Origin of the sequence: Pseudomonas sp. SK3(2021) (assembly GCF_016772375.1) — a bacterium.
GTDB lineage: Bacteria > Pseudomonadota > Gammaproteobacteria > Pseudomonadales > Pseudomonadaceae > Aquipseudomonas > Aquipseudomonas chlororaphis_I.
This window is the reverse complement of record NZ_CP061943.1, coordinates 1338197-1357550: the sequence shown is the minus strand read 5'-3', so window position 1 is coordinate 1357550 and position 19354 is coordinate 1338197. Positions and strand designations below refer to the sequence as shown.

Here is a 19354-nt window from a genome sequence, read left to right as displayed (position 1 = left end):
TCGATAAGTTCGGTAGCCCGTTGAGCAACCCACTACGCCGCGCCCGATTCTTGCATTACACTGCCCGGCGTACATTCCTTAACCAATTGATGAGATGACCGTGCTCAAAGCACTCAAGAAAATCTTCGGTAAAAGCGAGGCTGAGCAGCTCGCGCCAGGCTCCAGCCCCTCTTCCTCCAGCCCCAGCAGCCGTACCGACGGCCATCAGCCGGAACGGACCGCGCCTGCCCCCGTGGCCAGGCCAGAGCCAGTGACCCCAGCCGCCCCGACCACCCAGCCCGCACCGCGCGGCGACAAGCCCAAGGCCGAGCAGCCGCGCCGCCCACGCGCCCCGAAACCACCGGCAAGCACTTGGAAACTGGAAGATTTCGTCGTCGAACCGCAGGAAGGCAAGACCCGCTTCCACGACTTCAAACTCGCGCCGGAACTGATGCACGCGATCCACGACCTGGGCTTCCCCTACTGCACGCCGATCCAGGCGCAGGTATTGGGGTTCACCCTGGCCGGCAAAGACGCCATCGGCCGCGCCCAGACCGGTACCGGCAAGACCGCCGCGTTCCTGATCTCGATCATCACCCAGCTGCTGCAGACCCCACCGCCGAAAGAGCGCTACATGGGCGAGCCGCGGGCGCTGATCATCGCGCCGACCCGCGAACTGGTGGTGCAGATCGCCAAGGATGCGGCCAGCCTGACCAAATACACCGGCCTCAACGTGATGACCTTTGTCGGCGGCATGGACTTCGACAAACAGCTCAAGCACCTCGAAGCCCGCCATTGCGACATCCTGGTGGCCACGCCGGGCCGCCTGCTGGACTTCAACCAGCGCGGCGACGTGCACCTGGACATGGTCGAAGTGATGGTGCTGGACGAAGCCGACCGCATGCTCGACATGGGCTTCATCCCCCAGGTACGCCAGATCATTCGCCAGACCCCGCCGAAAAGCGAACGCCAGACCCTGCTGTTCTCCGCCACCTTCACCGACGACGTGATGAACCTGGCCAAGCAGTGGACCACCGACCCGGCCATCGTCGAGATCGAAGCCGAGAACGTGGCCAACGCCAACGTCGAACAGCACATCTACGCGGTGGCCGGCGCCGACAAGTACAAGCTGCTGTACAACCTGGTCAACGACAACGGCTGGGAACGGGTCATGGTCTTCGCCAACCGCAAGGATGAAGTGCGGCGCATCGAAGAACGCCTGGTACGCGACGGCGTGAATGCCGCCCAGCTGTCCGGCGACGTGCCGCAGCACAAGCGCATCAAGACCCTGGAAGGCTTCCGCGAAGGCAAGATCCGCGTGCTGGTGGCCACCGATGTCGCCGGTCGCGGCATCCACATCGACGGCATCAGCCACGTGATCAACTTCACCCTGCCGGAAGTGCCGGACGACTACGTGCACCGTATCGGCCGCACTGGCCGGGCGGGCGCCGACGGCGTGTCCATCAGCTTCGCCGGCGAGGACGACTCCTATCAGTTGCCGTCGATCGAGGCGCTGCTGGGCCGCAAGATCAGTTGCGAAATGCCGCCGACCGAGCTGTTGCGCCCCGTAGAGCGCAAGAACGCCCGCAAGCCTGATCGCGAGTGACCGGTGGAGGTTCCAATGGAACCTTCCGAACGAAAAAACGCAGCCCGACCACAGGCTGCGTTTTTTTTCGCCTGGATATTGCCCGGCAAAACTAAAAGTCCATAATGGACAAATTAGTTTATCCCTTGGGAGCACCCGCATGTCCAGCACGCCTTGCGTGATTACCCAGCCTCAAGCCCGCCAGTTGCTGGCGCAGGTCGACGTCCCGCAGATCCTGCGCAAACTGTTCCACGACCTGGCCGCCGGGCTTGCCGTGCAGCCGGCGCAGCAATGGGTGGAGTTCCCCCAGGGCGCCGGGGACTTCATCAACTACTTGGGCGTGCTGGCCGAAGAGCGGGTCTACGGGGTCAAGACCTCGCCCTATATTGTCCGCAACGAAGGCCCGCTGGTCACCGCCTGGACCCTGCTGATGTCCATGGACAGCGGCCAGCCGCTGCTGCTCTGCGACGCAGGCGAACTGACCACCGCGCGCACCGCGGCCACCACCGCCGTGGCCGTCGATGCCCTGGCGCCGGCCGCTGCCCGGCACCTGGCGATCATCGGCAGCGGCCCCGTGGCCCAGGCGCATCTGTATTACGTGAAAGCCCTGCGCGAGTGGCAATCCATCCGCCTGTACTCCCCTGGCCTGGCCGGCAAATCCGCCGAGGACATCGCGCGCCTGAAGGCCCTCGACCCACGCCTGCAGATCGTCAGCCAGCTCGATGACGCCCTGCAGGACGCCGACGTCATCATGCTCTGCACCTCCTCCGCCGGCCCGGTGATCGACCCGCGAACCTTGCACAAGCCGGCGCTGATCACCTCCATCAGCACCAACGCACCGCGGGCCCATGAAGTGCCGCCCGCCGCGCTGAAGGACATGCAGGTGTATTGCGACTATCGCCAGACCACCCCCGGCTCGGCCGGCGAGATGCTGATCGCCGGCGAACAGCATGGCTGGGATGAGGGCGCGATTCTCGGCGACCTGCCCGAACTGCTCAGCGACCTGGCCCAACGACCGGAGCCGGGGCGCCACGTGTTCTTCCGCTCCATCGGCCTGGGCCTGGAGGACATTGCCCTGGCCAATGCGCTCTATCACCTGCAACGCAACGCATGAACGGACCTGTGGGAGCGAGCTGCTCGCGATAAAAGACTGAACACTGCGCGGTGTCGTTGACGACCTCATCGCGAGCAAGCTCGCTTACAGGGATTTGCATTGACTCTTTTTTTCTGGAGGCTCGAATGACCCAGGCAGACTTCATCATCATCGGCGGCGGCATCGCCGGGGCATCCACCGGCTACTGGCTGTCGCGCCATGGCCGGGTTCTGGTGCTGGAACGCGAATCGCACCCGGCCTACCACTCCACCGGGCGCTCCGCGGCGCTCTATACCGCGGCCTATGGCACGCCCCAGGTACGCGCCCTGACCCTGGCCAGCCGGGATTTTTTCGATGCCCCGCCGCAAGGTTTCTGCGAACACCCGCTGCTGAGCCCGCGCGGCGAAATGACCGTCGACTTCACTGGCGACCCCACTGAGCTGAACAATCAGTACCTGAGCGCCAAGGCCACGGTGCCGGAGATGCAGCTGCTGAGCGCCGACGAAGCCTGCGCGCGCCTGCCGATCCTGCGCCGCGAGAAGGTCCACGGCGCCCTCTACGACCCGAGCGCCAGCGACATCGACACCGACGCCCTGCACCAGGGTTACCTGCGCGGCATCCGGCGCAACCAGGGCGAAGTGCGCACCGACTGTGAAGTGCTGGGGCTGAGCCGCGACCAGCAGGGCCAGTGGCAAGTCCAGACTGCCGGCCAGACCTTCAGCGCGCCCCTCCTGATCAACGCCGCCGGTGCCTGGGCCGACCAGGTCGGCGCGATGGCCGGCGCCCGGCCCCTGGGCCTGCAGCCGAAACGCCGCGCGGCCTTTATCTTCGCCGGGCCCGAAGGCGTCGATAGCCATCACTGGCCGATGCTGGTGAGCCTCGACGAATCCTTCTACATGAAGCCCGATGCCGGCATGTTCCTCGGCTCGCCGGCCAACGCCGACCCGGTGGAACCCCACGACGTACAGCCGGAAGAGCTGGACATCGCCATGGGCATCTACCAGATCGAAGAGGCCACCACCCTGACCATTCGCCGCCCGACCCGCACCTGGGCCGGCCTGCGCAGCTTTGTCAGCGACGGCGATCTGCTGGCCGGCTTCGACACCCGGGTCCCGGGCCTGTTCTGGGTCGCCGCGCAAGGCGGCTACGGCATCCAGACCTCGCCGGCCATGGGCCAGGCCAGCGCCGCCCTGGTGCGTGGCGAAGCCTTGCCCGAGCAATTGGCACGCTTTGGCCTGGACGCCGCCATGCTCTCCCCTGCCCGCCTCGGCTGAGCCCGCTCTGGTGACGCGCCCGGACTATTGCGGCACACTCGCAGCGCCCCGCCTCGCGGGGCGCTGACACCGCCTGGAGAACCACCCATGACCTCACCCGCGCAGGACCCTGCCCTGGACAACTTCCGGACGATCGCCGACGCCATCGCCACGCTGTTCTTCCCCCATGCCGAGGTGGTGCTCCACGACCTGCGCACGCAGAAGATCGACTACATCGCCAACAACATCTCCAAGCGCGAAGTGGGCGACGATGCGGCCCTGGACGACATGCTCGGCGAGGACAGCAACGAACGGAATATCGGCCCCTATGAAAAGCTCAACTGGGACGGCCAGAAGATCCGCAGCCTCAGCAGCGTGCTGCGCGACAGCAACGGCCAGCCGCTGGCGGTGCTGTGCATCAACCTGAATATTTCGCTGTTCGAGAATGCCAAGGCGGCGCTGGACCTGTTCCTCTCGCCGAGCAAACTGATCCCGCAACCGGACTCGTTGTTTCGCGACGACTGGCAGGAACGCATCAACACCTTCCTGCACAACTGGCTGCGCGAACGGCAGCTGGGCCTGAACCTGCTGACCCGTGAGCACAAGCGCGAACTGGTGCTGGCGCTGCACGCCGAAGGCGCGTTCAAGGGCAAAAGCGCCGCCAACTATGTGGCCAACGTGCTGAACATGGGGCGGGCGACGGTGTACAAGCACCTGAAGGAATTGAAGGGCTGACTTTGAAGGCATCGCGGGCAAGTCGGATCGCCGCCCGCTCGCTCCTACAAAACAGGAGCGAGGCTTGCCCGCGATGGCGTCCTCACGAACGCCACATGACATCAGTCGCCGTAGATGTCGGACTTGAAGTACTTCTCGGAAATCTTCTGATACTCGCCATTGGCGCGAATGCCATCGATGGCGGCATTCAACTGGCTGACCAACTCGGCATTGCCCTTGCGCACCGCAATCCCCGCGCCCTCACCCACGTATTTCGGGTCCTTCAGCTCCGGCCCGACAAACGCATAGCCCTTGCCTCGCGGCATCGACAGGAAATCATTCAGCGGAATGGTGTCGGCGAAAATTGCATCGAGGCGCCCGGCCGCCAGGTCCATGTAGATCTCTTCGTTGTTGCTGTAGCGCTTGACGTTGATGCCCTTGGGCTCGAATACCTCGGTGGCGTAGCGGTCGGTGGTGGTCGCCCGTTGCACACCGACATTCTTGCCCTTGAGGCTGGCGTACTGGTCATCGACCGTCGCACCGTCCTTCATCACCAGCCGCGAGGAAGTGAAGTAGTACTTGTGGGTGAAGTCGACCGACTTCTTGCGGTCTTCGTTGATGGTCATCGACGACAGCGCCATGTCGATCTTCTTCACTTTCAACGAAGGAATCAGGCCGTCGAATTCACCCTCGACCCACACACACTTGACCTGCATCTGCGCGCACAAGGCATTGCCGATGTCGTAGTCGAAACCGACGATCTCACCTTTGTCGGTTTTCGAGGCGAATGGCGGATAAGCCGCCTCGATGCCAATGCGCAAGGTTTTCTCGGCGGCGAACAGGCTGCTGCACGCCAACAGGCTCAGGGCCAGGCCACTGATGAGGGGGAATTTCTTCATATTCGTTCTCTCGCGGGTTGTTGTTGGTTTGGCAAGACAGAAGAAAGGAGTGAAACGGTGAAGCCTTGTTTTGTACTTGTAAATCCATACTGGACTTTTACGTATATTTCGTCAACGGAGCGGACGCGGCTCACCGCGCCTTTGGTCGAGAGGCTTGAATGGAAGGGAAACAGGGAAATACCGGGCGTAGCTGAACCCTTATCGCAAGCTTGCTCCTGCAAGCGAGCTTGCTCGCGATAAAGGACGTCCGGTCAGCCCAGAGGGATCAGGCCGTCATTCTTTCCAGCGATCCGCCGCCGCATGATCGCTGTCACGGCCTTCCACCCAGCGCGGGCCGTCGGCGGTGGTTTCCTTCTTCCAGAACGGCGCGCGGGTTTTCAGGTAGTCCATGACAAAGGCACAGGCGTCGAACGCCGCCTGGCGGTGGGCGCTGGCGGCGCCGACGAAGACGATCGGCTCGCCCGGTTCCAGCGCCCCGATGCGATGCAGCACTTCCAGCTTGAGCAGCGGCCAGCGCTGTTCGGCCTCGGCGGCAATCTTGCCCAGGGCCTTTTCGGTCATGCCCGGGTAATGCTCGAGAAACATCCCCGCCACATCCAGGCCATCGTTGAAATCACGCACGTAACCGACAAAGCTCACCACCGCGCCGACGCCGACATTCGCCGCATGCATCGCGTTGACTTCCGTCCCCGGATCGAAGGCGCCGGCTTGCACGCGAATCGCCATATCAGCCCCCGGTCACGGTAGGAAAAAACGCCACTTCGTCGCCATCGCTCACCGGTTCGTCGAGCTGGCAGAGGTCTTCGTTGCGGGCGCACATCAAGTTCTGCTCACTGAGCACCTCGGCGCCCTCGCGCTGCGCCAGCAGTGCGCGCACATCGTCGACCGTGGCGAAATCGCCGGCGACCCGCAGCGAATCCACGCCCAGCGCCTCGCGGTAGCGGGCGAAAAACTTCACGGTCAGGTTCATGGCTCACCCGCCTGGTAATGGCCGCTCTTGCCGCCCAGTTTCTCCAGCAGGCGCACGCCTTCGATGGTCATGCCGCGGTCCACGGCCTTGCACATGTCGTAGATGGTCAGGGCGGCGACGCTGGCAGCGGTCAGGGCTTCCATTTCCACCCCGGTCTGCCCGGCCAGCTTGCAGCGGGCAACGATGCGCACGCTGTCCTCGCCTTCGGCGCTGAGCTCGACCTTGACGCTGGTGAGCATCAGCGGATGGCACAAGGGAATCAGATCGCTGGTTTTTTTTGCCGCCTGGATGCCGGCGATGCGCGCCACGGCGAACACATCACCCTTGGGGTGACCGCCGCCGACGATCATTTGCAGGGTTTGCGGGAGCATGCGCACCCGGGCCTCAGCCGTCGCTTCGCGGGACGTCACGGCTTTGTCGGTGACGTCGACCATATTGGCGCGACCTTGGGAATCGAGATGAGTCAGCACAGCCTTACTCCTGATCAGGAAAGGCGATTGTAAACCCGAGGGTCAATTTTCCGCACCCTTGATTATGCCCCCTGTAGCCGCTGCCGCAGGCTGCGATCGGTCGCGTAGCGGCCGCCATCCATACACAACAGCTTTTCCTGACGAACTCTATAGGCCGTTGCGTCTGCTGCGCAGCCGATCGCAGCCTGCGGCAGCGGCTACAGGAGGTTTCGTTCGGGCATAAAAAAACGGGCGGCCTCGCGGCCGCCCGTTGGGTGAGGGTTACAGATGGGATTCGGCGTATTCGGCCAGGATCGAGCGGGGAACCCCTTGCAGGGTGATGTGCACCCCGTTGGGGAAGTCCTTGAAGCGTTCAGTCAGGTAGGTCAGCCCGGAGCTGGTCGCGGACAGGTAAGGGGTATCGATCTGCGCCAGGTTGCCCAGGCACACCACTTTGGAACCGGCGCCGGCACGGGTGATGATGGTTTTCATCTGGTGCGGGGTGAGGTTCTGGCATTCGTCGATCAGGATCAGGCTCTGCTGGAAGCTGCGGCCACGAATGTAGTTGAGGGATTTGAACTGCAGCGGCACCTTGCTGAGGATGTAGTCGACGCTGCCATGAGTGCTTTCGTCATCCATGTGCAGGGCTTCGAGGTTGTCGGTGATGGCGCCGAGCCAGGGCTCCATCTTTTCCGCTTCGGTGCCCGGCAGGAAACCGATCTCCTGGTCCAGCCCCTGCACGCTACGGGTAGCGATGATGCGCCGATAACGCTTGCTGACCATGGTCTGTTCGATGGCCGCGGCCAGGGCCAGGATGGTCTTGCCTGAACCGGCAGCCCCGGACAGATTGACCAGATGGATATCCGGATCGAGCAGGGCGAACAGCGCCAGGCCTTGATAGATGTCACGCGGTTTCAAGCCCCAGGCTTCCTGGTGCAACAGGGGCTCCTGATGCAGGTCGAGGATCAGCAGCACATCGGCGCGAATCTCCTTGATCCAGCCGACGAAACCCTGTTCGTCGATGATGAACTCGTTGATGTGCACCGCCGGCAGGTTGTCGGTGAGTTGCACCTGGTGCCAGGTACGCCCGTGGTCCTGGCGGGTTTCCACCTTGCTCACGCGGTCCCAGAAGGAGCCGGTCATGTTGTGGAAACCGTTGGGCAGCAAGGCCACGTCGTCGACCAGTTGGTCGGTACTGTAGTCCTCGGCGGCGATCCCGCAGGCGCGCGCCTTGAGGCGCATGTTGATGTCTTTGGTCACCAGCACCACGCGCAGCTCCTTGTTGCGCGCGTGCAGGTCGATCAACTGGTTGATGATGATGTTGTCGTTGAGGTTTTCCGGCAGCAGGCTGTTGGGCTCCGAGCGTTTGCTCATGAGGATCGACAGCAGGCCCTTGGGGCCGCTCTTGCCACGCTGAATAGGCACACCCAGCTCGACGTCTTCCGGCGAAGCCTCACCCAGGGTCTTGTCGATCAGGCGAATGGCCTGGCGGCATTCCGCTGCAACGCTGTGATGGCCGCTCTTGAGCTTGTCGAGTTCTTCCAGGACGATCATCGGGATCGCCACATGGTGTTCTTCGAAGTTCAGCAGGGCGTTTGGATCGTGAATCAATACATTGGTATCGAGTACATAAAGGATTGGCTGGTTGGAGGAAGGGCTACGTCCGTGGTCATCCATACTCGGTCACCTTATGTGGGGGCCAGTCGACGCAATACCATGGCGGTGCTGCGCCTCGAATCGACCGTCGAATTCACCCGCGGGGGTTCGAGTGAAGTGCACACAAAAGGAGTCTTGGGAGACGCCACCTGTGTTGCAGGTTTCGGCGGTCTGACTTCGTAATACTCCAAAACCTGTGACAGGAAAAAGCACTTTGACGCTTTTTTTAAGTTTATTTTGCAGAGTGACGAATAGCCCTTGGCGCGCTGCCCAAGCACCGTTAAAGTCGGAAGTCCGCTTGTATCGAAATCCTCGCCAAAAACGGCAACCTTCTCTTTTCACCCCGCAAATACAAACCTTTCGACGTTTCTAGCGAAACGCGTCCTGACAATCCTCCCAACCGATTCCGCTCTGCGCCGTCTGCGCCAGCAACCAGGGCAACGCCGTCTTCACCGCGTCCTGCCGGGCGTTGAAATTGATCACCCCGTGCCGCCACAACAGCATCAGGGTCAGCACCCGCTGGCCGCTCTGCTCGCCCTTGAGCTTGCCCGCGCCGTCCTGCGGATCGATGTCCCACAGCGCCACCTGCAAGCCCTGGGCATTAAAGAAGGCCTGCGCGTCGGCCCGGCGCTGGCCGTAGGGCGGGCGGAACAGCGGCACGTAGTTTTCCGGCAGCTTGCCCTTGGCCAGTTCGACGCTGCGCTCGATCGAGTCCTGCCAGTCCTGCCAATGGCTGTGGGAGCGATACTCCCAGCCCTGGACGCCCACGCACTGCTGCGAATACAGGGCCTGCAGGCTGGCCACCGAACGCTGTTGCAGGCGGTTCTGCAACTCGCTGCCGAGTACGAAGAAGGTGCCGTTCATGTTCGACTTGCGCAGGTATTCGGTCAGCCAGGGGGTGTTGTCCGGGGCGAGATTGGCGGCGCTGTCGAAGGTCAGCAGGAACAGCCGGTCATTGAGTTCGTCGCCGTTGCGCTCGTAGTCGCCAAAACGCTCGATCTCGCTGGTGGCCTGGGGAAACAGCGCGGCCTTGCGCAGCAATTCGTCCAGATACTGTTCATGGAAGGCGCGGCTCGGCTCGGCCCAGCGAGCGTAATAAGAGTCATCGCCCAACTGGAACTTGCCGGCCTGCTCGCGCAGGGTGTCCATGTCTTCCACCAGGAAACAGAAGGACGCGTCCTGGTCGCAGCTCTGCTGGGCGAAATTGTAGTTGGCCAGCAATTGCCGCCAGAGCCGCTGGCGGACGGCATCGATCGACGCCATGTTGATGATCCGCAGGCCCAGGCGCTGCTTCAGCGAGGCTTCATCCCAGGCCTCGCTGACCAGCAGGGCGCGGGCGAAGGTGAGGATCTCCGCCCGCGACGCCACGTCGAACAGGGTCGGGCTGCTGAGCTGTTCCGGCCAGGTGCTGCGATCCAGGGTCGCCACCTCGCTCGGGGCCGCCAGGGCGCCGAAGCTCAACAGCCAGATAGAAAGAAAAAACGCGCTGCGCAAAGGGATGTCTCCATAACCAGGCCCGCGCGGCACTATAGCCGATGCCACAGCCCGCCCCTATTTGAATCCCCCCTTCTGTAGGAGCGAGCTTGCTCGCGATGGTCGTCAACGATGACGCGTATCGCCTGATACCTTGCGCAGCTCTCAGGTTCATCGCGAGCAAGCTTGCTCCTACACAAAGGCAGGCGCGCGGCCGCGCCTATTGCCTTCATAGGTGGAGTCAAACCGCCCAAGCCCCTAGAATCCCCCGACGCTTACAGGAGACGACTTCATGCTGATGGTGATTTCACCCGCCAAGACCCTCGATTTCGAGACCCCGCCCGTCACTCAACGCTTCACCCAGCCGCAGTACCTCGATCACTCCCAGGAACTGATCCTGCAATTGCGCGAACTGAGCCCGGCGCAAATCAGCGAACTGATGCACGTCTCCGACAAGATCGGCGGCCTCAACGCCGCGCGTTTCGGCAGCTGGACCCCGGCTTTCACCCCGGCCAACGCCAAGCAGGCGCTGCTGGCGTTCAAGGGCGACGTGTACACCGGCCTGAATGCCGAAACCCTGGGCGAAGCCGATTTCGACTACGCCCAGCAGCACCTGCGCATGCTCTCCGGCCTGTACGGCCTGCTGCGCCCGCTGGACCTGATGCAGCCTTATCGCCTGGAAATGGGCACCAAGCTGGCCAACGCCCGCGGCAAGGACCTGTACGCCTTCTGGGGCACGCGCATCAGCGAATGGCTCAATGAGGCCCTGGCCGAGCAAGGCGACGACCTGCTGCTCAACCTGGCGTCCAACGAATACTTCTCCGCGGTCAAGCGCACGGCCCTGAACGCCCGGATCATCAATACCGAGTTCAAGGACCTGAAGAACGGCCAGTACAAGATCATCAGCTTCTACGCCAAGAAAGCCCGGGGCATGATGAGCCGCTTCGTCATAGAAGAACGCATCAACGACCCGGTGGCACTCAAGCAGTTCGATGTCCAGGGTTACCGCTACAGCGCCGAACAGTCGAAACCCGACAATCTGGTTTTCCTGCGCGATCACGCACCGGAATAAGGCACCCGGTCGACGCACTGGTTTCACGCAAACGAGTGCGTCGACGAACGGTCACTTTTCGCTTTGCCCCCACCAAAACGCCAAAAAATTGGCGCCAAAATATTTTCTCCTGGATTTATGACTTTTGTTTCACTCGACAGAGGTCATTTTTTTCAGTAGTGGCACGCAATTTTTTTATCGGTAATGGCATAAAAATATCCCCGCGCTTTAACTCCCCATAATTAAAGGCTGAAATGGTAAGTGCTATCAATATGAAAGCAGTGCCATCTTTTCCAATATTTCAAGAAATTTCAGAAAACAGGATGAGCGGCCTGGAACTATGTCCTGAACCACCGCTCATACCACCGGTAACGATTCTCGGCGAGTTTGTAGGAGATGACTTACATGGGATCCAACGACAGTAGCGAAGTTGTCATATTGCCCTGACCTACTGTTCAAGGACTCGAACTCAGGGTCAATACACAGGAGATAATGCACCATTACTATCCCCTACAAGGCCATGGCATAGCCCGCCTTAAAACGCTTCCGGGAGCGTGTAACTACCTGATTAACATGGGCCTTCGCCTATAAATCAGGATTATCGCCAACCTCGGAGCTGCCTTCCAGCAGGAAGGACGGCAACATTCAAGGGCAGCCCCTACAACAAGGCCAAGTTGCGCACAACTTGAGTGCACTTATTTAGACACTCGGAACTTAGTCTGCCTGCACTGGATATCTCAACGCCTGTTCGTTGAACTTCCGAGTGCGCAATTAAAGCTGGCAAACATTAACTCCGGCCATCTAATGGCGTGAATAACACAGAGGTAAATGCGATGCGCATCAGCATATTTGGTTTGGGTTACGTCGGCGCAGTATGTGCCGGTTGCCTGTCTGCACGGGGCCATGAGGTCGTTGGCGTCGATGTTGCCAAGGACAAGATCGACATGATCAACGCAGGCAAATCGCCGATCGTTGAACCGGGTCTGGGTGAACTTCTGGCGCAAGGTATTCAAACCGGTCGTCTGCGCGGAACCACCAACTTCGCCGAGGCGATTCGCGACACCGACTTGTCGATGATCTGTGTCGGCACGCCAAGCAAGAAGAACGGCGACCTGGAACTGAACTACATCGAGGCGGTATGCCGCGAGATCGGTTTTGTCCTGCGTGACAAGACCTCCCGCCACACCATCGTGGTGCGCAGTACCGTACTGCCGGGCACCGTGGCCAACGTAGTGATCCCGATTCTCGAAGACTGCTCCGGCAAGAAGGCCGGCGTCGACTTCGGCGTCGCAGTCAACCCTGAGTTCCTGCGTGAAAGCACCGCGATCAAGGACTACGACTTCCCACCGATGACCGTGATCGGCGAGTTCGACAAGGCTTCGGGCGACGTCCTGCAATCGCTGTACGAAGAACTCGACGCACCGATCATCCGCAAGGACATCGCCGTCGCCGAGATGATCAAGTACACCTGCAACGTGTGGCACGCCACCAAAGTCACCTTCGCCAACGAGATCGGCAACATCGCCAAGGCCGTCGGCGTCGACGGTCGTGAAGTGATGGACGTGGTCTGCCAGGACAAGACCCTCAACCTGTCCCAGTACTACATGCGCCCTGGCTTCGCCTTCGGCGGTTCCTGCCTGCCCAAGGACGTGCGCGCCCTGACCTTCCGCGCCGGCTCCCTGGACATCGAAGCGCCGCTGCTCAACTCGCTGATGCGCAGTAACGAGTCCCAGGTGCAGAACGCCTTCGACATCGTTTCCAGCCACGACAAACGCAAAGTCGCCCTGCTCGGCCTGAGCTTCAAGGCCGGCACCGACGACCTGCGCGAAAGCCCACTGGTGGAACTGGCGGAAATGCTGATCGGCAAGGGCTTCGACCTGAGCATCTACGACAGCAACGTCGAGTACGCCCGTGTCCACGGCGCCAACAAGGACTACATCGAGTCCAAGATCCCCCACGTCTCGTCCCTGCTCAACGCGGACTTCGACTCGGTGATCGACAACTCCGACGTGATCATCCTCGGCAACCGCGACGAGAAGTTCCGCCCCCTGGCCGAAGACGTGCCGCACGGCAAGCAGGTCATCGACCTGGTCGGGTTCATGTCCAAGACCACCAGCGCGAGTGGCCGGACCGAAGGGATCTGCTGGTAACAGCGGTATCGGGGGCAGTTCCCCGTTCCTGTAGCCGCTGTCGCAGGTGCGATCGAGCCTGAAGGGGTCGCGATGCACCTGCAACTGCCGGAGGTTTATCGCAGCCTCCGGCAACAGCTACAGGAATGTGCCCCTTTGGCTTTTTTGCCTGCCTTAACCCCATCGGGCCACCCCACAGGCTCGCCCGAGATCGAGACGGATGCAGATTATGCACAGGCTAAAGCACGGCCTACTCCAGGCCGCAGGTTGGCTGTTTTTCTTGAGTTTACTGATGGGTCTCGCCCTGGCGTTGCCCGCGTCCACATTCGACTCCGAATCGAAGGACTTCATCTTCCTGATTGGCGCCGTGGGTATCTGGCGCTACTCGATGGGTGCCACGCATTTCGTGCGCGGCATGCTGTTTCTCTACGTGGTCTACCCGCACCTGCGCCGCAAGGTGCGCAAGCTGGGCAAGGCCGCCGATCCGTCCCACGTGTACCTGATGGTCACCAGCTTCCGGATCGACGCCCTGACCACCGCCCAGGTCTATGGCTCGGTGATCCGTGAAGCCATCGACTGCGGCTTCCCCACCACCGTGGTCTGCTCGATCGTGGAAATGTCCGACGAGCTGCTGGTGAAAAGCCTCTGGGCCCGCATGAACCCGCCGGCCCACGTCAAGCTCGACTTCGTGCGCATCCCCGGCACCGGCAAGCGCGATGGCCTGGCCTTCGGTTTCCGCGCCATCTCCCGCCACCTGCCGGACGACCGTGCCGTGGTCGCGGTGATCGACGGCGACACCGTGCTCGGCGAAGGCGTGGTGCGCAAGACCGTGCCCTGGTTCCAGCTGTTCGGCAACGTCGGCGGCCTGACCACCAACGAGTTCTGCGAAGTGCGCGGCGGCTACATCATGAGCGAATGGCACAAGCTGCGCTTCGCCCAGCGCCACATCAACATGTGCTCCATGGCCCTGTCCAAGCGCGTGCTGACCATGACCGGACGCATGTCGGTGTTCCGCGCCAGCGTGGTCACCAACCCGGACTTCATCGCCGACGTGGAAAGCGACTCGCTGCAACACTGGCGCCTGGGCCGCTTCAAGTTCCTCACCGGCGACGACAAGTCCAGCTGGTTCAGCCTGATGCGCCTGGGCTACGACACCTTCTACGTGCCCGATGCGGCGATCAATACCGTGGAGCACCCGCCGGAGAAGAGTTTCATCAAGGCCAGCCGCAAGCTGATGTTCCGCTGGTACGGCAACAACCTGCGGCAGAACTCCCGGGCCCTGGGCCTGGGCCTCAAGCGCCTGGGGCTGTTCACCAGCGTGGTGCTGTTCGACCAGCGCGTGTCGATGTGGACCTCCTTGCTCGGCCTGACCGTGGCCCTGATCGCCAGCTTCAAGTACGGCACCGCCTTCATCCTGGTGTACCTGCTGTGGATCGGTATCACCCGCCTGCTGCTGACCCTGCTGCTGTCCTGTTCGGGGCACCGGATCGGCCCGGCCTACCCTCTGATCCTCTATTACAACCAGATCGTCGGGGCCCTGGTGAAGATCTACGTGTTCTTCCGCCTCGACCAACAGTCCTGGACCCGCCAACCGACTGCTCTGTCCCGTGACCTCGCCAGCTTTCAACGTTGGTTCAACACCTGGTCGTCTCGGACCATGACCTTCTCCGCCGGCAGCATTTTCGTCGCCGCGCTGCTGATGATGGTCTGACCCGCCTTGCCTGAATTAACTAGGAAATCGCCCTTATGAACACCGCCGTGAACGTCAATGTAGTGCATGAATCCGAAGCCCAACGCCAACACGCCCGGGTCAAAATCCCGGCCAAGCTGCGCTTCTTCGGCCCCGACCGGACCCCGGTCGAAGCGCGGGTCATCGACCTCTCCGCCGGCGGCCTGAGCTTCAACTGCGGGCAGCTGCCGATCAAGGTCGGCGACGTGCACAAGGGCCGCTTGCAGTTCGTCATCGACAACCTCGGGCTGGCCATGGACGTGGAGCTGCTGGTGCGCTCGGTGGATCGCCCGAGCGGCCGTGTCGGTTGCCAGTTCCAGAACCTCGAGCCGCGGGACATCTCGACCCTGCGCCAGTTGATCACCTCGCACCTGGCCGGCGACATCGTGACCATGGGCGACGTGCTCGCCACCCTGCAACGCGACAACTTCACCAAGGCGCGCAAGACCAAGGACGCCGGCCATGGCATGAGCGCCCTGGGCCGCCTGCGTGCGGTGACCTTCAGCGCCGGGATCTTCGTCGTCGGCCTGGCGGCCTTCGGTTTCATCCTCAAGTCGGTGTACGGCATGTACTTCGTCAGCCACGCCCAGGCCGGCCTGGTCAGCGCGCCGGGGATGAACGTCACCATGCCGCGCGACGGCACCGTGCAGAGCCTGATCCAGGCCGACGGCGTGGCGGCCAAGGGCGCCCCGCTGGCGACCTTCAGCACCAGCATGCTCGAGGTGCTCAAGGGCCACCTGAACGAAGACCAGTTGCAACCGGCCAAGGTCGAGGAACTGTTCGGCAAGCAGATGACCGGCACCCTGACCTCGCCCTGCGACTGCACCGTGGCCCAGCAGATGGTTGCCGACGGCCAGTACGCCAGCAAGGGCGATGTGATCTTCCAACTGGTGCCGCGCAACAGCCAGGCCAACATCGAGGCGCGTTTCTCCTACCGCCAGTTCGCCGACGTGCGTCCGGGGACCAAGGTCAGCTTCCAGATCGCCGGCGAAGACGACGTGCGCACCGGCACCATCGTCAGCAGCACCAGCCTCAACGGCAGCGACCTGTCTTCGGACATTCGCGTGCAGATCAAGCCCGACGCCCCACTGAGCAGCGCCTTCGCCGGCCGTCCGGTGGAAGTCAGCAGCGACCGCGGCCCGTCCGTGAACTGGCTGATCGACAAAGCCATGGCTGTCGGTCTCTAAGCGGAGGACATGCCTGTGACTAGCCTTTCCATTGGCGAGTGCTGCGCACTCGATCGCGAGCAAGCTCGCTCCTACACGAGCGCTGCAACCACCTGTAGGAGCGAGCTTGCTCGCGATAAATCCCAGGGGCGCCGCGCCCTGGCCCTGTGCTCGCTGGCCCTGGCCGTGAGCCTGGCCGGTTGCGCCGGCCTGCCCGACCAGCGCCTGGCCAACGAAGCCCTGAAGCGCGGCGACACCGTGCTCGCGGAGCAGAACTACCGGCAACTGGCGGACCTGGGTTACAGCGACGCCCAGGTCGGCCTGGCCGATATCCAGATGGAAACCCGCGACCCGGCGAAGATCAAGGAAGCCGAGGCGACCTACCGCGCCGCGGCCGACACCTCGCCGCGAGCCCAGGCGCGCCTGGGTCGCCTGCTGGTGGCCAAGCCCGGCTCCACCGAGGCCGAACATCACGAAGCCGAAGGCCTGTTGAAAAAGGCCTTCGCCAACGGTGAAGGCAACACCCTGATCCCGCTGGCGATGCTCTACCTGCAATATCCGCAGAGCTTCCCCAAGGTCAACGCCCAGCAGCAGATCAGCCAATGGCGCAGCGCCGGCTACCCGGAAGCCGGCCTGGCCCAGGTGCTGCTGTACCGCACCCAGGGCACCTACGACCAGCACCTGGCCGAGGTGGAAACCATCTGCAAGGCGGCGCTGAACGTCACCGATATCTGCTACGTCGAACTGGCCACCGTCTACCAGAAGCGCGCCCAGCCGGAACAACAGGCCGCACTGCTGAAACAGCTGCAGGCCGGGCACGCCCGTGGCGCCATCAGCGCGCAACGGGTCGACAGCGTGGCCCGGGTGCTGGGCGACGCCAGCCTGGGCAAGACCGACGAGAAAACCGCACAGGCGCTGCTGGAGCCGATCGCTCCCGGCTACCCGGCCTCCTGGGTCACCCTGGCGCAGCTGCTCTACGACTTCCCTGAACTGGGCGACGTCGACCAGATGATGCAGTACCTGGACAACGGTCGCGCCGCCGACCAGCCCCGCGCCGAACTGCTGCTGGGCAAGCTCTACTACGAAGGCAAGATGGTCCCGGCCGACGCCAAGGTCGCCGAAGAACACTTCAAGAAGGCCCAGGGCAAGGAAGTCGCCGCCGACTACTACCTCGGCCAGATCTACCGCCGTGGCTACCTGGGCCAGGTCTATCCGCAAAAGGCCCTGGACCACCTGCTGACCGCTGCGCGCAACGGCCAGAACAGCGCCGATTTCGCCATTGCCCAGCTGTTCTCCCAGGGCAGGGGCACCAAGCCCGACCCGCTCAACGCCTATGTCTTCAGCCAGTTGGCCAAGACCCAGGACACCCCGCAAGCCAACGAGCTTGCGCAACAACTCGAAGCCCAACTGCCGCCAGGCCAACGCGCCGAGGCCCAACGCCTGCTGCAACAGGAGCAGGCCGTGCGTGGCGCCTTGAGCCAGAACACGTTGGAACTGCACGCGCTGCAGGAAGAAGACGGTGAGGAATCCCTATGAAGTTCACTCCATCCAGCCACGCCAATCCTGTAGCCGCTGCCGCAGGCTGCGATCGAGCGCGCAGCGCTCGTCAACCAGGCGACCGAGATCCGTCAGTGGCACCGCGTGCGCAGGTTTTACGTCTGCTGCGCAGCCCATCGCAGCCTGCGGCAGCGGCTACGGGGAAACTGTTCAGCCTGTCGAAGCTGGGTGTGGCCCTGGGTTTTGCCCTGGCCTGGTCCAACCCGACATTCGCGGCCATCACCGAGAGCAAGAACTTCGGCCTGGACGTGAAGATCACCGGCCAGTCCGAAGACGACCGTGACCTCGGCACCCTGGGCGGCGGCGACGTCAACGGCGTCGGCCTCGACCTGCGTCCCTGGGTGTACGGCGAAAGCGGCAACTGGAGCGCCTACGCCATGGGCCAGGCGGTGACCTCCACCGACATCATCGAGACCGACACCCTGCAGCAGTCCGACGGCGCCAGCACCGAAAGCAGCAACAACAGCGACCGCAAGAGCAAGAAGAACTACCTGGCGATGCGCGAGTTCTGGATCGGCTACAGCGGCCTCACGCCCTACCCGGGCGAGCAGTTGAAGTTCGGTCGCCAGCGCCTGCGCAACGACGACGGCCAATGGCGCGACACCAACATCGAGGCCCTGAACTGGACCTTCGACACCACCCTGCTGCGCGCCAACGCCGGCATCGCCGAACGCTTCAGCGAGTACCGTACCGACCTCAAGGAACTGGCGCCGGAAGACAAGGATCGCCTGCACGTCTACGGCGACGTGGCCTACCAGTGGACCCCGGGGCATTGGGCCGGCGTGCGCGCCCACCACAGCCACGACGACGGCAAGCTCGACTACCCGGTACCGGGCGAAGCCACCGACTCCCTGGACAAGCGCCAGAACGGCGACCTGACCTGGCTCGGCCTGGAAGCCAACAGCGACGCCTACAGCTTGAGAAACGGAAACACCGTCAACTACTGGGCGAGCATCACCGGCATGAGCGGCGACCGCGACAAGGTCAACGCGCTGAACGCCGACGGCACCCGCCCGGCCCAGGCCAAGCATGGCGAGAGCCTCGACGGCTGGGCCACCGACCTCGGCGTGCGCCTGCGCCTCGACCCGAAATGGCAGGTCGGCGCGGCCTATGCCCGCGCCAGCGGCGACTACGAACAGAACGGCCTGGAAAGCAACCGCTCGAACTACACCGGGACCCGCTCGCGGGTGCACCGCTTCGGCGAAGCCTTCCGCGGCGAAATGAACAACATGCAGACCGCCACCCTGTTCGGTTCCTGGATGCTCGCCGACGAGTACGACGCCAGCCTGATCTACCACAAGTTCTGGCGCGTGGACGGCAACAAGCCGGTGGGCAGCAACGGTATCAACGCCGTGGAAAACAACTACGACGACGCCACCGGCGCCCTGCTCTCCAGCTCGTCCCTGCCGCTGCGCGACGGCGAGAAAGACCTCGGCCAGGAAGTGGACCTGGTGGTCACCAAGTACTTCAAGCAAGGCCTGCTGCCGGCCGCGCTCAGCCAGTCGATCGACGAGCCTTCGGCGCTGGTGCGCTTTCGTGGCGGCGTGTTCAAGCCGGGCGATGCCTACGGCAAGAACGTCGACTCGTACATGCACCGCGCCTTCGTCGACGTGATCTGGCGCTTCTGATGCGAGCCGCCAAGGGAGTTGCC

At 62.8% G+C, this 19354-nt stretch carries 16 protein-coding genes; 10 read left to right on the top strand and 6 right to left on the bottom strand.

The annotated features are described in order from the left end of the window. The first annotated feature begins 94 nt into the window (after positions 1-94). The 4 genes from rhlB (at position 95) to IF690_RS06025 (ending at position 4645) form a co-directional block, all read left to right on the top strand. The gene (gene rhlB / locus IF690_RS06040) at positions 95-1585 is read left to right on the top strand and encodes an ATP-dependent RNA helicase RhlB (protein ID WP_202699254.1); all 1491 of its coding nucleotides are present in this window, start codon (positions 95-97) and stop codon (positions 1583-1585) included. A gap of 139 nt (positions 1586-1724) precedes the next feature. Continuing rightward, on the top strand, positions 1725-2678 hold the full coding sequence (locus IF690_RS06035) for an ornithine cyclodeaminase family protein (protein WP_202699253.1): 954 nt from the start codon (positions 1725-1727) through the stop codon (positions 2676-2678). A gap of 125 nt (positions 2679-2803) precedes the next feature. Next, on the top strand, positions 2804-3931 hold the full coding sequence (locus IF690_RS06030) for an NAD(P)/FAD-dependent oxidoreductase (protein ID WP_202699252.1): 1128 nt from the start codon (positions 2804-2806) through the stop codon (positions 3929-3931). Positions 3932-4018: 87 nt separating this feature from the next. Beyond that, positions 4019-4645: a helix-turn-helix transcriptional regulator gene (locus tag IF690_RS06025; protein WP_009047099.1), complete on the top strand. Its 627-nt coding sequence runs from the start codon at positions 4019-4021 to the stop codon at positions 4643-4645. A 101-nt stretch (positions 4646-4746) separates the two neighbouring features. Here the strand turns inward: IF690_RS06025 and aotJ are convergent, their stop codons facing one another. From aotJ to IF690_RS05995, 6 genes are all read right to left on the bottom strand, one after another. Then, complete coding sequence (gene aotJ, locus IF690_RS06020; RefSeq protein ID WP_202699251.1) at positions 4747-5523, bottom strand: L-arginine-binding protein AotJ; 777 nt, start codon at positions 5521-5523, stop codon at positions 4747-4749. A 273-nt stretch (positions 5524-5796) separates the two neighbouring features. Next, entirely contained in the window at positions 5797-6249 is a 453-nt protein-coding gene (moaE, locus tag IF690_RS06015) for a molybdopterin synthase catalytic subunit MoaE (protein WP_202699250.1), read from the bottom strand. A 1-nt stretch (position 6250) separates the two neighbouring features. Beyond that, complete coding sequence (moaD, locus tag IF690_RS06010; protein WP_007932097.1) at positions 6251-6493, bottom strand: molybdopterin converting factor subunit 1; 243 nt, start codon at positions 6491-6493, stop codon at positions 6251-6253. Then, positions 6490-6963: a cyclic pyranopterin monophosphate synthase MoaC gene (gene moaC / locus IF690_RS06005; protein ID WP_202699249.1), complete on the bottom strand. Its 474-nt coding sequence runs from the start codon at positions 6961-6963 to the stop codon at positions 6490-6492. The genes moaD and moaC overlap by 4 nt, the downstream gene beginning before the upstream one ends. A gap of 261 nt (positions 6964-7224) precedes the next feature. Beyond that, positions 7225-8619: a PhoH family protein gene (locus IF690_RS06000; RefSeq protein ID WP_023969683.1), complete on the bottom strand. Its 1395-nt coding sequence runs from the start codon at positions 8617-8619 to the stop codon at positions 7225-7227. A 348-nt stretch (positions 8620-8967) separates the two neighbouring features. Further along, positions 8968-10092: a polysaccharide deacetylase family protein gene (locus tag IF690_RS05995; protein WP_202699248.1), complete on the bottom strand. Its 1125-nt coding sequence runs from the start codon at positions 10090-10092 to the stop codon at positions 8968-8970. A gap of 271 nt (positions 10093-10363) precedes the next feature. Between IF690_RS05995 and yaaA the strand changes: the two genes are divergently transcribed. The 6 genes from yaaA (at position 10364) to IF690_RS05965 (ending at position 19331) form a co-directional block, all read left to right on the top strand. Beyond that, a complete protein-coding gene (gene yaaA / locus IF690_RS05990) occupies positions 10364-11143 on the top strand; it encodes a peroxide stress protein YaaA (RefSeq protein WP_202699247.1) in 780 nt (259 codons plus the stop codon). Between the two features lie 812 nt (positions 11144-11955). Beyond that, a complete protein-coding gene (locus IF690_RS05985) occupies positions 11956-13272 on the top strand; it encodes a nucleotide sugar dehydrogenase (RefSeq protein ID WP_202699246.1) in 1317 nt (438 codons plus the stop codon). Positions 13273-13480: 208 nt separating this feature from the next. Continuing rightward, complete coding sequence (alg8, locus tag IF690_RS05980) at positions 13481-14962, top strand: mannuronan synthase (RefSeq protein WP_371354806.1); 1482 nt, start codon at positions 13481-13483, stop codon at positions 14960-14962. Positions 14963-14997: 35 nt separating this feature from the next. Next, positions 14998-16167 (top strand): alginate biosynthesis protein Alg44, encoded by a 1170-nt coding sequence (locus tag IF690_RS05975; protein ID WP_202699245.1) that lies wholly within the window; start codon positions 14998-15000, stop codon positions 16165-16167. A 9-nt stretch (positions 16168-16176) separates the two neighbouring features. Beyond that, on the top strand, positions 16177-17682 hold the full coding sequence (gene algK, locus IF690_RS05970) for an alginate biosynthesis TPR repeat lipoprotein AlgK (protein ID WP_202699244.1): 1506 nt from the start codon (positions 16177-16179) through the stop codon (positions 17680-17682). Further along, positions 17679-19331 carry an alginate export family protein gene (locus IF690_RS05965; protein WP_252189535.1) on the top strand — a complete coding sequence of 551 codons (1653 nt, stop codon included), beginning with the start codon at positions 17679-17681 and terminating at the stop codon, positions 19329-19331. The genes algK and IF690_RS05965 overlap by 4 nt, the downstream gene beginning before the upstream one ends. Positions 19332-19354: the final 23 nt, after the last annotated feature.

What these genes read in the sequence shown, in the direction of transcription:
- moaE (WP_202699250.1), bottom strand. Translation starts at nt 6,249, where the DNA reads ATGGCGATTCGCGTGCAAGCCGGCGCCTTCGATCCGGGGACGGAAGTC.
- IF690_RS06025 (WP_009047099.1), top strand. Translation starts at nt 4,019, where the DNA reads ATGACCTCACCCGCGCAGGACCCTGCCCTGGACAACTTCCGGACGATC.
- IF690_RS06000 (WP_023969683.1), bottom strand. Translation starts at nt 8,619, where the DNA reads ATGGATGACCACGGACGTAGCCCTTCCTCCAACCAGCCAATCCTTTAT.
- rhlB (WP_202699254.1), top strand. Translation starts at nt 95, where the DNA reads ATGACCGTGCTCAAAGCACTCAAGAAAATCTTCGGTAAAAGCGAGGCT.
- alg8 (WP_371354806.1), top strand. Translation starts at nt 13,481, where the DNA reads ATGCACAGGCTAAAGCACGGCCTACTCCAGGCCGCAGGTTGGCTGTTT.
- aotJ (WP_202699251.1), bottom strand. Translation starts at nt 5,523, where the DNA reads ATGAAGAAATTCCCCCTCATCAGTGGCCTGGCCCTGAGCCTGTTGGCG.
- yaaA (WP_202699247.1), top strand. Translation starts at nt 10,364, where the DNA reads ATGCTGATGGTGATTTCACCCGCCAAGACCCTCGATTTCGAGACCCCG.
- IF690_RS05975 (WP_202699245.1), top strand. Translation starts at nt 14,998, where the DNA reads ATGAACACCGCCGTGAACGTCAATGTAGTGCATGAATCCGAAGCCCAA.
- IF690_RS06030 (WP_202699252.1), top strand. Translation starts at nt 2,804, where the DNA reads ATGACCCAGGCAGACTTCATCATCATCGGCGGCGGCATCGCCGGGGCA.
- IF690_RS06035 (WP_202699253.1), top strand. Translation starts at nt 1,725, where the DNA reads ATGTCCAGCACGCCTTGCGTGATTACCCAGCCTCAAGCCCGCCAGTTG.
- algK (WP_202699244.1), top strand. Translation starts at nt 16,177, where the DNA reads ATGCCTGTGACTAGCCTTTCCATTGGCGAGTGCTGCGCACTCGATCGC.
- moaD (WP_007932097.1), bottom strand. Translation starts at nt 6,493, where the DNA reads ATGAACCTGACCGTGAAGTTTTTCGCCCGCTACCGCGAGGCGCTGGGC.
- IF690_RS05965 (WP_252189535.1), top strand. Translation starts at nt 17,679, where the DNA reads ATGAAGTTCACTCCATCCAGCCACGCCAATCCTGTAGCCGCTGCCGCA.
- IF690_RS05985 (WP_202699246.1), top strand. Translation starts at nt 11,956, where the DNA reads ATGCGCATCAGCATATTTGGTTTGGGTTACGTCGGCGCAGTATGTGCC.